At 61.7% G+C, this 13441-nt stretch carries 18 protein-coding genes; 12 read left to right on the forward strand and 6 right to left on the reverse strand.

Annotated elements, in window-relative coordinates; translation table 11 throughout:
* Positions 1 to 19: 19 nt before the first annotated feature.
* From BUA38_RS01060 to BUA38_RS01075, 4 genes are all read left to right on the forward strand, one after another.
* A complete protein-coding gene (locus BUA38_RS01060) occupies positions 20 to 1036 on the forward strand; it encodes a 2-dehydropantoate 2-reductase (protein WP_072816067.1) in 1017 nt (338 codons plus the stop codon).
* Between the two features lie 260 nt (positions 1037 to 1296).
* A complete protein-coding gene (locus tag BUA38_RS01065; protein ID WP_072816069.1) occupies positions 1297 to 2265 on the forward strand; it encodes a quinone oxidoreductase family protein in 969 nt (322 codons plus the stop codon).
* Positions 2266 to 2304: 39 nt separating this feature from the next.
* On the forward strand, positions 2305 to 2748 hold the full coding sequence (locus BUA38_RS01070) for a hypothetical protein (protein WP_072816071.1): 444 nt from the start codon (positions 2305 to 2307) through the stop codon (positions 2746 to 2748).
* Positions 2749 to 2946: 198 nt separating this feature from the next.
* Entirely contained in the window at positions 2947 to 3729 is a 783-nt protein-coding gene (locus tag BUA38_RS01075) for a transporter substrate-binding domain-containing protein (RefSeq protein WP_072825717.1), read from the forward strand.
* A gap of 84 nt (positions 3730 to 3813) precedes the next feature.
* Here BUA38_RS01075 and BUA38_RS01080 read toward each other — a convergent pair whose 3' ends face one another.
* From BUA38_RS01080 to BUA38_RS01100, 5 genes are all read right to left on the reverse strand, one after another.
* Positions 3814 to 4041, reverse strand: coding sequence for a hypothetical protein (locus tag BUA38_RS01080; protein WP_072816073.1), 228 nt, complete (start codon positions 4039 to 4041; stop codon positions 3814 to 3816).
* A 37-nt stretch (positions 4042 to 4078) separates the two neighbouring features.
* On the reverse strand, positions 4079 to 4363 hold the full coding sequence (locus BUA38_RS01085) for a DUF1488 family protein (RefSeq protein ID WP_072816075.1): 285 nt from the start codon (positions 4361 to 4363) through the stop codon (positions 4079 to 4081).
* A 16-nt stretch (positions 4364 to 4379) separates the two neighbouring features.
* Complete coding sequence (locus tag BUA38_RS38695) at positions 4380 to 4574, reverse strand: hypothetical protein (protein ID WP_072816077.1); 195 nt, start codon at positions 4572 to 4574, stop codon at positions 4380 to 4382.
* Positions 4575 to 4654: 80 nt separating this feature from the next.
* The gene (locus BUA38_RS01095; protein ID WP_072825719.1) at positions 4655 to 4951 is read right to left on the reverse strand and encodes a hypothetical protein; all 297 of its coding nucleotides are present in this window, start codon (positions 4949 to 4951) and stop codon (positions 4655 to 4657) included.
* The gene (locus tag BUA38_RS01100; protein WP_072816079.1) at positions 4944 to 5210 is read right to left on the reverse strand and encodes a hypothetical protein; all 267 of its coding nucleotides are present in this window, start codon (positions 5208 to 5210) and stop codon (positions 4944 to 4946) included. Before BUA38_RS01100 ends, BUA38_RS01095 begins: the two co-directional genes overlap by 8 nt.
* A 342-nt stretch (positions 5211 to 5552) precedes the next feature.
* Here BUA38_RS01100 and BUA38_RS01105 point away from each other — a divergent pair, with 342 nt between their 5' ends.
* The 8 genes from BUA38_RS01105 (at position 5553) to BUA38_RS01135 (ending at position 12549) form a co-directional block, all read left to right on the forward strand.
* Positions 5553 to 6359 (forward strand): transglutaminase-like domain-containing protein, encoded by an 807-nt coding sequence (locus BUA38_RS01105; protein WP_072816082.1) that lies wholly within the window; start codon positions 5553 to 5555, stop codon positions 6357 to 6359.
* 485 nt (positions 6360 to 6844) lie between these two features.
* Positions 6845 to 7045: a hypothetical protein gene (locus tag BUA38_RS01110; protein WP_072816084.1), complete on the forward strand. Its 201-nt coding sequence runs from the start codon at positions 6845 to 6847 to the stop codon at positions 7043 to 7045.
* A gap of 56 nt (positions 7046 to 7101) precedes the next feature.
* Positions 7102 to 7236, forward strand: coding sequence for a hypothetical protein (locus BUA38_RS38420; protein ID WP_276328156.1), 135 nt, complete (start codon positions 7102 to 7104; stop codon positions 7234 to 7236).
* A 135-nt stretch (positions 7237 to 7371) separates the two neighbouring features.
* Positions 7372 to 7620, forward strand: a complete 249-nt coding sequence (locus BUA38_RS01115) for a hypothetical protein (protein ID WP_072816087.1) — start codon at positions 7372 to 7374, stop codon at positions 7618 to 7620.
* A 337-nt stretch (positions 7621 to 7957) separates the two neighbouring features.
* A complete protein-coding gene (locus BUA38_RS01120) occupies positions 7958 to 9151 on the forward strand; it encodes an ABC transporter substrate-binding protein (protein ID WP_072816089.1) in 1194 nt (397 codons plus the stop codon).
* A gap of 23 nt (positions 9152 to 9174) precedes the next feature.
* Positions 9175 to 10032, forward strand: coding sequence for a branched-chain amino acid ABC transporter permease (locus tag BUA38_RS01125; protein ID WP_072816092.1), 858 nt, complete (start codon positions 9175 to 9177; stop codon positions 10030 to 10032).
* Positions 10032 to 11831 carry an ABC transporter permease subunit gene (locus BUA38_RS01130; RefSeq protein ID WP_072816095.1) on the forward strand — a complete coding sequence of 600 codons (1800 nt, stop codon included), beginning with the start codon at positions 10032 to 10034 and terminating at the stop codon, positions 11829 to 11831. The genes BUA38_RS01125 and BUA38_RS01130 overlap by 1 nt, the downstream gene beginning before the upstream one ends.
* Positions 11812 to 12549, forward strand: a complete 738-nt coding sequence (locus BUA38_RS01135; protein WP_172805961.1) for an ABC transporter ATP-binding protein — start codon at positions 11812 to 11814, stop codon at positions 12547 to 12549. The genes BUA38_RS01130 and BUA38_RS01135 overlap by 20 nt, the downstream gene beginning before the upstream one ends.
* An 82-nt stretch (positions 12550 to 12631) precedes the next feature.
* Here BUA38_RS01135 and BUA38_RS01140 read toward each other — a convergent pair whose 3' ends face one another.
* Entirely contained in the window at positions 12632 to 13408 is a 777-nt protein-coding gene (locus BUA38_RS01140) for a GntR family transcriptional regulator (RefSeq protein WP_072816098.1), read from the reverse strand.
* Positions 13409 to 13441: the final 33 nt, after the last annotated feature.

Genomic DNA, 13441 nt, shown 5'->3' on the forward strand with positions numbered 1-13441 from the left:
CCAGCTCGAGGTGGGTCTCATGAAGGTTTGCATTTACGGCGCCGGTGCGATCGGCGGTTATCTCGGGGTCGAGTTCATGCGCGCTGGCGCCGATGTGAGCCTGGTCGCCCGTGGCCCGCACCTGGCCGCGATGCGCGCCAACGGATTGAAACTTTTGATCGGGAATGAAGAGCGCGTGGTTCATCCCCGCTGCACTGACAATCCGACCGAACTCGGTCATCAGGATTTCGTCATCATCTGCCTGAAGGCGCATTCGATCACCGGCGTCATCGATGCAATGAGGCCCCTGATCGGGCCGCGAACCCGCATCGTCACCGCGGTCAACGGCATTCCCTACTGGTATTTCTACAAGCACGGTGGTGCTTACGAGGGATCGACGCTGGAGAGCATCGATCCCGGCGGGCGGCAATGGCGCGAGCTGGGCCCCGAGCGCGCGATCGGCTGCATCGTTTACCCCGCAACCGAGATCGTGGCGCCCGGCGTGATCCAGCACGTCTATGGTGACCGTTTTCCGATCGGCGAGCCATCGGGCGAAACGACGGAGGACGTCACCCGCCTGTCTGCCCTCTTCAGCGCGGCCGGCATGCAGGCGCCGGTGCTCGATCGCATCCGCGACGAGATCTGGCTGAAGCTCTGGGGCAATGTGTGCCTCAACCCGATCAGCGCGCTGACGCATGCAACGCTCGATGTGATCTGCTCCGATCCCGCGACCCGCGCGCTGTCGAAGGCGATCATGATCGAAAGCCAGACCATCGCTGAAAAATTCGGCGTCAGGTTTCGCGTCGACGTCGAGCGGCGGATCGAAGGCGCGCGCAAGGTCGGCGCACACAAGACCTCGATGTTGCAGGATCTCGAACGCGGCCGGCCAATGGAAATCCAGCCGCTGGTTTCGGTCGTGCAGGAAATGGGACGCCTGACAGAGACGGCGACGCCGGCGCTCGACGCCGTGCTCGCGCTCGTCGTCCAGCGGGCCAAGGTGGCGGGGCTCGGCTGCACGCCAGCGCCAGTTGCGGCGAAAACGCCGGCCTTTGCCTGATCACGCGGCGTTGCAGGTTGCGATGATGGACATTTATCGGTCGGAGCGCGATACCTACTAGTGGAGTGGATTTGACATTCGCTACCCACCCAGCCGCAAATTCGGTAAGCGAATGTCAAATCCAAAACTCCACTAGAAATTTATATTTGCTAGTGGTCCTTTGATTCTAACATTCGCAAAGTGCCCGTTGAGAAGGGATGCGAATGTTAGAATCGGACCGCTAGCCCTCAAGCAGGTCACGCTCAACCGGGAATGTCAGTATGAAGGCCTATGTCTACGGCGCCAATGGCGCTGAAATCGCCGATATCGCCAAGCCATCACCGAAAGGTGCGCAGGTCCTGATCCGCGTCCATGCCTGTGGCCTCAACCGCGCCGATCTCGGCATGACCAAGGGCCACGTGCACGGCGGCGCCGGCGGCGTCGGCACCGTCCTCGGCATGGAATGGTCCGGCGAAGTCGCCGAACTCGGCCCGGATGCCAGGGGCGTCAAGGTCGGCGACAAGGTGATGGGTTCGGGCGCGGCCGCTTTCGCCGAATATACGCTGGCCGATCACGGCCGATTGTTCCGCGCGCCCTCGAACATGAATTTCGACGAGGCCTGCACGCTCCCGATCGCAATCACCACCATGCACAACGCGGTCGTCACCGTCGGCGGCCTGCAGTCCGGACAGAGCGTGATGATCCAGGGCGCGAGCTCCGGCGTTGGCCTGATGGCGATGCAGATCGCCAAATTCAAGGGCGCCAAGCTTGTCGTCGGCTCCTCCACCGACGCGAACCGTCGCGCGCGCCTGAAAGAGTTCGGCGCCGATCTTGCGGTAGATTCCGGCGACCCGGCCTGGGTCGAACAAGTCTTGCAGGCAACCTCAGGCGAAGGCGTCGACCTCATCGTCGATCAGGTCTCGGGAAAGGTCGCGAGCCAGAACCTGAAAGCGACCAAAGTAAAAGGCCGTATCGTCAATGTCGGCCGGCTCGGCGGCACGCACGCCGATTTCAATTTCGACCTGCACGCGGCGCGGCGCATCAACTATATCGGCGTCACCTTCCGCAGCCGTTCGATCGAGGAAATCCGGGAGATTTTCAGGCTCGCCAGCAGCGACCTATGGCCTGCGGTGGAATCGCGCAAGCTGCAACTTCCGATCGACAAGGTGTTTGCCTTCGATGACATCGGCAAGGCGTTCGAGCGCATGGATGCCAATCAGCATCTCGGCAAGATTGTCGTAACGCTGTAGAGGCAGCGGGCTGCCTCATCCCGCCGAATATTCATCGCGATGAACGGCGCATGTCATGTCGATGACATGCGCCGTAAATTTTTTGTGAGGCTCATCAAAGGTGCCGCGCGCGTTCATCAACCGTCGCGCGAGCATTCATGTCGCATTAAGTTCGGAACGACTAACGACGTGCAGGGGGAAAATGAATCATCGATCAGCAATCAGGAGAACGTCGTGAAAAAACTTGCATTAGCCCTTTCCACCGGCCTCATGGTTATCTCGCTCAGCGCACCGGCTGCGAATGCTCAAACCGTGAGAAGCGAAGCCGCGGCACATCCGCGGATCGTGCGTGCCATCGAAAATCTCGAAGACGCGATAGGCTATCTGGAAGCGGCGCCGAATAATTTCGGTGGCCACAAGGCGGCGGCGATCCAGGCATCGCGCGCGGCGATTGCCGAACTCCGTGCCTCGCTCGCCTTCCGCGCTCAGCAGGATCGCTACTGAGCTTTAAGCAAACTCCAGATCGGCGCCGTGCTCGCCGGTCTGGAGGTCTTCGATGCCTCATGGCGCCGGCGCGTAGCCGTGGGCGCATAAGGACTTGCAAACAATTCATGTTGCAACAGGGGTATGATTGCGCTTCCCTCGCGCCAAAATCAGGCGCCGGTCGACAAGACGCGTTGGCGTATTTCCGGGGAGCCATTCATGGTTCGTTGCATCACCGCTGTCATGGCAGCCGTCGCCCTCACCGTTTCCGCCCTCAGTGCCTTCGCAGAGGATGCGCGGGCGATACTGGCGCCCACGGGCAAACTCCGTATCGGCGTCTACTACGGCAGTCCGACGTCGCTGGTTCGTGACAGCAAGACCGGCGAATTCCACGGCCTGAGTTTCGATTTGGGCCAGGAACTCGCCAAACGCCTCAACGTCCCGTTCGAGCAGGTCAGCTATCAGCGGATTTCCGAGGTGCTCGACGGCGTGATCAAGGGAGAGGTCGACTTCACCGTCAGCAACTCCACGCCTGCCCGCGCCGCGCAGGTCGCGTTCAGCCAGACATTGCTGACGATCGAGCTCGGCTATCTCGTCACGGCGAGCTCCCCGATCACAACCGTTGCCGACGTCGAGAAGCCCGGCCTTCGCATCGGCGTCACGCAAAACAGCACGTCGCAGGGTGCTATTCCAAAACTGCTGCCGAATGCGGTCGTGGTGCCCGCACAGAATTACAAGCGCGGCATCGAAATGCTGACGCATGGCGAGATCGATACCTACGCCACCAACAAACCGACTTTGTTCGAGATGTCCGACCAGATGCAGGGCGCACGGATCCTGGAGGGACGATGGGGCGAGGAACACCTCGCTGTCGCAATTCCGAAGGGTCACGAGGCCGGACTGGAATATATCAAGCAGTTCGTTGAGGATGTGCAGACCAGCGGCCTCGTGGCGCGCTCAGCCGAGCAAGCGGGATTGCGCGGCGCGGTGAAAGCCCAGTAAGCCCGAGATCTGCCGACCTGCCGATCGAACGTCCAGCCATCAGCGAGACGTGGCGCGGTCGCCCGAGACTCCCGTCCGCATCGCCTAGGTCAATAAAGTACGCGTCTTCGCACTGGCGTCATAGATTTCTATCTGAAGCATCGGGTAAGCCGCCTTCAGTTTTCGACCCGACGACTCTGCCGCGTCGACCGTGTCGAATTCCGACTTGAAATGACCATCGACAATCGTCACGAACCCTTCGACAGGGGGCCGGTCAGCTCGCAGCGTTTTCTTCGGCTGCGGCTCTTCAATCGAGAGAACAGGTTTTTTCATTATCTAGATCCTTTTACATCGTCGCGATCAATCGTCGCTACCTGGCTTTTCTGAAATCCAGGCTACGCAAAATGATACCTGGCGGCGTACCCTCGAATTCCCTCGCGACGAATTTTTCAGCGGCACGTTGCTCGATCCGATCGCGCAATCGCATGAACTGCAATTCACGCTGCTCTGGCGGGACACGCTCCGCCTTTTCCAGGTCGTCCATGGCGGATGTGCTGACGGCGCAGGGTATCATCCTTTCGCCGTCAACCATCGAAAATAGCACCACCATCCGGTCAAATTCATAACCGTTGAAGCTGCCGCGTGTCAGTGCCATTTGACGCCTCCCTTATTCATGCGGCGGGTACGCGCTTTCCGCGCTTTGGCGGCGGCGGATCCATCTCTTCGATCCTGCGCAGGCAATCGGCCTCGGAATCGTGCGGCCCGGAAACGAACGTTCCACTCACTTTGATGCTGTACCAACCTGATACGACACCGAGCCGAAGCGACTCTTCTGTCTTGACGTGACGCGGCGAGAGATTCTGCATGGACTATATGGCTTTCAGGTTGGCGTTCGATCTTCAATCGAGCGCTTGGAAGTCTCCGACCATTCGAAGACGCGATTAATTCAGTTCCTGTCCGTGAGCCGGGCAAAATCCGCAAAGACGGCCGCGACCAGATCGCGATGATGGGTGTCGCCCGGAGGCAGATCCGCGGCATACAGATTCAGGACATATTTCGCCTTGGCGGCGGCCTCCGGCCAGGACGTCGCTTGAACCGCAAGGAGTTGACTTTCGAGCACCTCTTGCCGCTCGCGCAATTGCCTCGCGTTGCTTTCGACCTCAGCCAGAGCACGCCTGATGTCAGTGGCTTTTTGCGCGGCCATGCCCCGATGCTTGTCGAGGTCGAGCGGTTCGTCACTCACGAGACGCGCTCGCATCGACGTGCTGGGCGTCAGCCAAATCCACCGACCCGATGGAGAGCATTTCCATAGCCGAGTTCTGCCCCGCCGCAGGCACCATGATCATGGTGGCGACCCGACGAAATGCCGGGAACGACAATCCCTCGATCATCTCCTCATCCGTGACGACCTCATAGGCGCCCGGAGGCAACAGGCGGTCGATTCCCCTGATCCGGAACGGATGCTGGAATGTAACGGTTTCACGCCGCGATCGCATGGTCATGGCACGACGCGCCTCGTCAGCGGCTTTCGCGCGACTCTGTGCATGGTTTCACCGTGCGCTCTTTTAATTCGAATAGCTATCGCTTTCTCGGAAAAAGATAGCCCCGTCAGCCAGATCGCCTCGCTTGTCTTGTAATCCGCCGCCCTCGTAGCCATGTCACGAGAATGCCGGAACATTTTCCGGTGAATCCGCCAGCGAATTGCTCAAAGTGGCCCGATCCCAGGTCTGCGGCGGCGCTTTCAAACGTTCTTCAATGACCGTTTTCGAAGTTCCACTCACCGCTTGAGGTTGAAAGCCGCGTGCCATTGCTGCTGTGCAACCGCTTTGAACCAGGTGCCTCGCATGAAAATCCGTGTCGGCTTCGAGATGATTTATGACTTTCCTCAGCCGACGCCCCTGATTGCGGTGGTGGGCACGCATTTTTCCAGGGCCTCCGACATCCTCGAGCCCGATTACCTGACCATTAACCCTTCCGTACCGATCACGCCCTATCGAGACGGCTTCGGCAACTGGTGCAGCCGCCTCGTCGCGCCGGCCGGCCGGGTACGTCTTGCCGCCAATGGTCTCGTTCAAGACAGCGGGCTGCCTGATGTGAGCGTGCCTGGCGCCACCCAACACGCCGTGGAGGATCTTCCGGCAGATGCGATCGTTTATCTGTTGGGCAGCCGCTACTGCGAAACCGACCGGCTTTCCAACATTGCCTGGAACCTGTTCGAGAAGACGACACCCGGCTGGGCGCGGGTTCAGGCGATTTGCGATTTCGTTCATGACCACATCACGTTCGGATACGAACATGCACGCGCAACCAAGACAGCGTGGGAAGCCTTCGACGAGGGCAAGGGCGTTTGTCGCGATTACGCACACCTGGCAATCACGTTCTGCCGTTGCATGAACATCCCGGCACGGTATTGCACGGGTTATCTCGGCGACATCGGCATGCCGCCTCCCTACGCTGCCGGCGATTTTGCGGGATGGTTCGAGGCCTATATCGGCGGTCGCTGGTACACGTTCGACCCCCGCAACAACATTCCGCGCATTGGCCGCATTCTGATCGCCCAAGGCCGCGACGCCGCCGACGTTCCGATTACCCAGACGTTCGGAGCGAACACCCTGGTCAGTTTCACCGTCTGGACCGACGAGGTCGTCTAGTGCTCCGATTCCGAAGTTCGTATCATATTGCGGCTCCACGTTTACGAACTTCGGAATCAAAGGAGCACTAGCTAATTATATGATCTAGTGCGGTTTAGAATTTGAAGTTCCTATGACGAGATTGCCGCGAAACTGATAGGAACTTCAAATTCACCGCACTAGTGTGCGGTTCCGGTGCCCTCCAGCCTTGCTGCGTAACGCGATTGGCCTCGCTATTGGACGAACGAACTGTTACGCTTTCGCCATCACCGCGCGCCCCGGGCTGTTATCGGTGACTGAGAGCGTTTGCGCTCCCGCCTTAATCAAGAATGGCGGTCAATATGCCCGACACTCACAGCTTCAATTCTGGCTTCGATATTCGAGATTGGCTTGTGCCTCCGGTGCTCGTGCCGCTGTTTTTCGCACTCCTGATCGCCGCCATGGTCGTTCTTCGCTGGTAGCCTGCCGTCGACTGCGGTCGCACGGTGAGGGCAGATGGAGTCTTGATGACGGAACGGCTGGAAATGCTGAAGAAAGCCCGCGAACGCATGATCGAGGACAGGGACGCGCATGTGAAGGTGCTCGCCGCTCCTTTCGATCGCGACAAGTCGGAGCGAGCCCGTCACAAACTCATCGAGACCCAGATGGTGATTGAAGCCCTCGAGCGCGCCATGAACTCGGAGGAGCGCACCTCGGCGGCATCTTGAGCCGATCGAACGGTCGGTATTGGCGTCCAGTCACTGTCGAATAACAGGAGAGCGAAATGGCCAAAGGCGAGCAAAGAGGCAATCGGGAAGTCAAGAAGCCCAAAAAGACCAAGATCAAGACAATTGCCGCGGCGCCAAGCCAAAAGAGCGTGTCGTGGCAGCCGGACTTCGCTTCCGGGAAGAAGAAATAACGACGCGGGATAACGCTTGTATCTGACGTACGACTGAACGCATTCAGCGCGTTCCGTCCGGCGAAATGCAGCGCCGTCGGCGTGAGCTATCCTGGCGCAAACCCGGCGGGCATTCCCCCGCAAAGGAAAATCGAAATGAAAAAGGTTGTCGCCGTGTTGGCGCTATGCGTGTGCACGTCAAGCGCTCTTGCTGCCGGGCCGGACTGTCGGATGATCCGAGGCGCCGGCGAGCGGTTGGCTTGCTACGATGCAGTATCCGCTGCCAAAAAGGACAAGCCAACGCCGGTTGAAGCGGACGCATCGCGCGCTGCCTACAAGGACCCCCTCATCGAGGCAGACGCTCAAACCGCCGCCAAGCTCAAAGGCATCTGCCGCGGTTGCTGATGGGCGATAGCTGATTTGGGCGATAAAAGGCCAAATCTATCTACGTCCTGCCCGCATGCTTCCGCCTCAAGCATAAGGCGGGACAACCGTACCTTCTCCCGTTCAAACTCCAAAAACGGACATTCACCGAGCGGATGCCGGGCGCCCGCCGGCCGGCCTTGCATGCCAGAGGCGAAGCTCGCTGCGGCAACGCGGTTTCCCCGCGGGCTCTGGACAAGCCGTCCCCATCCGGTTCAAATTCGCTCCACCAGTCAAAAATTTTGGCGATAGACCTCAAATGACTGCGTAGGCCCCGCGGCAACGACGGGAGCCGGAAAAAATATCAGGGGAGTAGCAAATGGCCGTTTCACGTCGCCAGGTATTACTGGCAAGTGCGGGTGCGCTCGGCGCCTCCACGTTTCCGCTTCGCAGTGCGGTCGCCGCGTCAGAACCGATCAAGATCGGATTCCTTGCGGCGATGACCGGGCCGAGTTCAGCGCCGACGATCGGCTTCAACCGCGGTGTGATTTTCGCGGTCGACGCCCTCAATGCCGCCGGCGGCGTCAATGGCCGCAAGCTCGAAGTCATTACCCGCGACACCCAGGGCGATCCGACCAAGGCCGTCAACGCAACCCAGGAATTGATCAGCCAGGCCAAGGTCCATGCGATCTGGGGACCGTTCAATTCCGGCGAGGCGCTCGCGACCACGCCGATCATGGCACGCGCGAAGATGCCGAACATCCACCCTTGCGTGGTGGAAACGTTGATCGACCCCACCAAATTCCCGAACGCGTTCCGCCTCGCGCCCTCCAACAGCCAGTGGGACGATGCGGTCCGCAACTACTGCCTCAATATCCTTAAAGTCAAAAAGATCGCGGTGATCGGCGACACCACCGGCTATGGCGTGACCGCGGTCGGCGCATCGGTCGCAGCATTCAAGAAGGACGGCGCGGAAGTCGTCTATCAGGCCAACATCGACTCGACCCAGCCCGACATGACGCCAGATATCCTCCGCGCCAGAAACGCCGGCACCGAGGTCATCGTGGTCTGGAGCGTCTCGACCGGCATGGAAGCGCGGATGTTCAACACCCGCGCCGTGATGGGCTGGGACGTCCCCTTTGTCGGCCACCCTTCTATGTCGTCGGGCGAACTCGCGGGCCTCGTCGAAAAACCGGAGAACTGGAAGAAGGTCTACGCGATCGGCTACAAGAGCTGCAGCTACGACGCCTCCGGCAAACTGCCCGCCAAGAGTCAGGATCTGGTCGACCGGCTGCTCAAGGCCAATGTCTCGGTCAAGGACACGCTGTTGTGGTGGATCGCCGGCGGCGTCGATGCGATCGAGCTGATCGCCAAGGCCGTCGAACAGAGCGGCTCGACCGAGGGCGAAGGCATCATCAAATACTGGAATTCGCTGTCGAAATATCCGGGTTATTTCGGCAACTATACATTCACGCCGACCCAGCATAACGGCTATCTGACCGAAGAGGTCGTGATGTCCGAGGCTTCCACGGCCAGGAACGGCACCTTTGCGCTAGCGCCCGGATACACATAAAGGCGGCGGGGAGCAGAGCCACGATGCTCGCCTCGATCATCGCATCCGGTCTGGCGGCAGGCGCGATCTACGCGCTGGTCGGCGTTACCTACAACACGATGTTCTCGACCTCGCGCGTGATGAGCTTCACCGCCGGACAGCTCGCCATGCTCGGCGGGGTGTTCGGCTCGATGTTCACGCTGAAAATGGGAATGCCGCTGCTCATAGGCTTTATCCTGACGCTGGTCGCCTGCGCGATCATCGGCGTCATCACCGAATTCGTCGCCGTGCGGCCGGTGCTCAAGAGCCTCGATCAGCATCTTTACGTTCTTTCGACGCTGGCGCTTGCGTTGATGATCCAGCAGGTCGCGGCCATCAAATGGGGCACCGAGCCGCAGCCGTTTCCGCGGCTGATCGGCTGGGGCAGCGGCGTATGGGACGAAAAATTCTGGCTGCCGGTTGCGGCCTGCGCGATCACGATTGCCGGCCTCGAATATCTCTATCGCCGCACGCTGGTCGGCCGCGCTTTTCTTGCGATCGCGGAGGACAATTTTGCGGCGCGCGCGCTTGGGCTGCCCGAACGCAATCTGCGCGTCGCAAGCTATGCGCTGGCGGGCATCATCGGCGGCGTCGCCGGCTTTTCCGGCGGCGAGTTACTGCTGGCGTTCTTCGCCAACGGCGCGCTGTTGAATTTCTACGGCTTCGTCCCGGTTGCGCTCGGCGGCCTCGGCAACAACCGTGGCGCCGTCATCGGCGGGCTCGTGCTCGGCCTGTTTCAGCAGGCGGCGAATTTCCTGGTCGGCGGCATCTTCTCTTCCGTGGCGGTGTTTGCGCTGTTCATCGTGGTTCTGCTGGCGAGGCCGCAAGGTCTGTTCGGCTTCTCGACGGCGCGGAGGGTGTGATGACCGCCGTCACCGCAACGCCCGCCCGCAGCGAGAACCGCGCCTGGCGCGGAATTGGCGTACAGATCGCCCCGTTCCTCGCGATTCTCGCGGCCGCCATGATCCTGCCCTTTGTCAGCAACGACTATTGGGCGCTGATCGGCACCCGCGCCGCGATCTACTGGGTGCTGGTCTCCGGCCTCAACCTGATCGTCGGTTTCGCCGGCCACCTCGCCATTGGCTATGTCGCTTTGCTGACGCTCGGCGCCTACACGACGAGTGTGCTGGTGGCCGGCAATGTGATGCCACCGCTCGACGTGTTCGCGGCACTCGCGATCGCCGGCGTTGTCGGCGCCGTGTTCGGCGTCGTCGTCGGCCTGCCGGCGCTGCGGCTGCGCACCTTCTATTTCGCGATGTCGACGCTCGGTTTCGCCACCATCGTCGCCCAGATCGCGCTCGCCTGGCAGAGCGTGACCGGCGGCGGCATCGGCATCGTGGGACCGGAATTCCCCGCGCCGTTCAACACGGCCTGGGGCTACTATTATCTCTGCATCACTTTTGCCGCCGTATGCACCTGGCTCACCGCGAACGTCGCCCACAGCCGGTTTGGCCGCGCGTTGATCGCCATTCGCGATGCCGAGGTCGCGGCCGAAGCCACCGGCATTTCCAAACCGCGCATGCTGATCGCGATCTTCCTGTTTGCCGGCGCACTCGCCGCCATCGCCGGCGGCCTGTTCGCGAGCCTGCAGACCTACATCACGCCGGATGCGTTCACCTTCGACCTCTCGGTGCTGTTCTTCATCGCGATCCTGATTGGCGGGCGCGGGTCGATCCTGGGTCCGATGCTCGGCACCATCATCCTGACCATCCTGCCCGAGGTCGCGGCTCCGCTGGCGGCATGGTCGACCTTCTTTTACGCGGTCTTGCTGCTGGTGATCGTGCTGGTGATGCCGGGCGGCATCGCCGCCCTTCTCGACCTGCGCAACCGCCGTCCGCTCGCCTCCAACCGCGCGATCGTGCCGCGTCCCGCAGCACTTGCGGAATGTTTCCGCAAGACCGCCGGCGACAAGACCCTGAAACTGCGCGGCGTCACCTTGAGCTTCGGCAATGTCCGCGCGATCGACAACCTCGATCTCGATGTGAAGCCGGGCGAGATCCACGGCCTGATCGGTCCCAATGGCAGCGGCAAGACCACGACGTTGAACGTGATCTCCGGCTATTATGTCGCCAAGGGCGGGACGATCGGCCTCGGGGACCGCATGCTGCAACCCGGCGTGCCGACGCTGCGTGCCCATCACGGCATCGCCCGCACCTTCCAGACGCCGCGGGTCATCGGCGAAGCCTCGGTGCTGCAAAACGTCATGATCGGCGGCAACATCGACGGACGGGCCTCTTTTGTTGAAGCGCTGTTCGCGCTTCCGCGCAACCGGCGCGACGAGCAGATGCTGACCGAAAAAGCGCGCGCGCTGCTCGGCGTCGTTGGCCTCGAAGCGCTTGCCGATGTCCGCGCCGACCGCCTGCAGCACAGCGAATTGCGCTTCATCGAGATCGCGCGTGCACTGATGCTGGAGCCGGATTTCCTGCTGCTCGATGAGCCCGCCGCCGGCCTCTCCGGCGACGAGATCGAGCGCCTGGCTGCCCTGATCAGGGCGATCAGCCGCCGCGGCACGGGCCTGTTGCTGGTCGAACACCATGCCGACCTCATTTTCGATATCTGCGATCAGGTCACGGTGCTCAACCTCGGCCGCATTCTGGCCGCCGGGACGCCCGCGGAGATCCGCGTGCACAAGGAGGTGGTCAGTGCCTACCTCGGTGGTTGATCCGCTGCTTTCGGTTGCTCGGCTTGAATCCGGCCACGGCAAGATCCGCGTGCTGCACGGGATCGACCTTCACGTGTCCGCCGGTGAAGTCGTCGCCCTGCTCGGCCCCAACGGCGCCGGCAAGACCACACTGTTGCGCGCGCTGTCGGGATTGCTGCCGGTCAATTCCGGCGACGTGCGCTTTGGCGGCCGCGACATCGCCAACGCCACGCCGCGTCAAACGGCGCGCGAAGGCCTCGTGCATGTGATCGAGGGGCATCGGGTGTTCACGCAGCTCTCCGTCACCGACAATTTGCTGCTCGCCGCTTACGACCTGCCGCGCGGCGAGCGTGCGGCGCGCGTTGAGCAGGCGCTTTCGCTGTTTCCGGAGATCGCCGAGAAGCGCCACGAGCGCGGCGGCGCGCTCTCGGGCGGCCAGCAGCAAATGTTGACGGTGGCCCAGGGCCTGGTCCGCCGCCCTCGCCTCTTGATGCTGGACGAACCGTCGGCCGGTCTTTCGCCCGTGCTGGTCGACCGGGTGCTCGACGTGATCGCCCGGCTGCGCGGCGACGGAACGGCCGTGCTGCTGGTCGAGCAGCTGCTCGAAAAAGCGTTGGCTGTCGCCGACCGCGTCTATGCGCTGGTGCAGGGCCACATCGTGCTGGAAGCGGCAACCGGCGAGGCCGATCTGCCGCACCGGCTAGAACGCGCCTACCTTGGCGGAGAGCGGTCCAGATAACCGTTCATGCCGATCTCGGAAACGACCTCGCGCCGCACCTGAACCAGGTCTGTTCATCCCTCGACAGGCAGTGACGGCTGTTTCAGTCGCGGGCGGCAAGTGGTACCCGGCGGGGAGCTGCGCCGGATTTGCTTGATGCGCAGGAACGGGTTCTGCGCTGGGAGGAAGATTCGACTTCCTCGCTGACCGCATCGAGCCCGGCCAGAAAATCAGCGCCGGCACGCATGACATGCTCGGCTGCCAGCGTCGCAGCCGCCCGTTCGTCGCCGTCAATGATAGCGCGCAGGATTTGCGCATGCTCGTTCCAGGACCGCGATTGCCGGGTCGGCGACATCGGCGCAAACAGCATCGCGGTGCGATCGCGCAGCTTTTGCAGCAATTCACTGAGCACCCGGTTCTGACCGGCGGCAGCCAGCGCATCGTGGAATTGCTGGTTCAATTCGAACAGCTGATCGAAACGGCCGGCCTCGACCGCCGCCGTTCCCTTTTTCAGCACGCTATCGATACGCTTGATCAATTCCTTGTCGTGCCGCCGCGCCGCAAGCCGCGCGTTTTGTCCCTCCAGAAGCGCGCGCACCTCGATGGTCTCGCGCGCCTCCTGATCGGACATCACAGCAACCGAGGCGCCCCGGCGCGCGGCGACGTCGACCAGCCCCTCCGAAGCCAGCACGCGGATGGCTTCGCGCACAGGATTGCGTGAAACCCCGAGTTCGTCGGCGAGCCGTCCCTCCACGAGCCGTTCGCCGGCCTTGAGCCGGCCGGTGAGGATCGCCTGACGCAACTCGGTGATCACCTGCCCATGCAGAGAGGCATGCTCCTCACCGACCCGACGCTTGAACGATCCAGAACCAACGGCCATGAGGTGTGCCCGCCTTGTAAAATGCACCGCGCA

Origin of the sequence: Bradyrhizobium erythrophlei (assembly GCF_900142985.1) — a bacterium.
In the GTDB taxonomy this organism is placed as follows: domain Bacteria; phylum Pseudomonadota; class Alphaproteobacteria; order Rhizobiales; family Xanthobacteraceae; genus Bradyrhizobium; species Bradyrhizobium erythrophlei_B.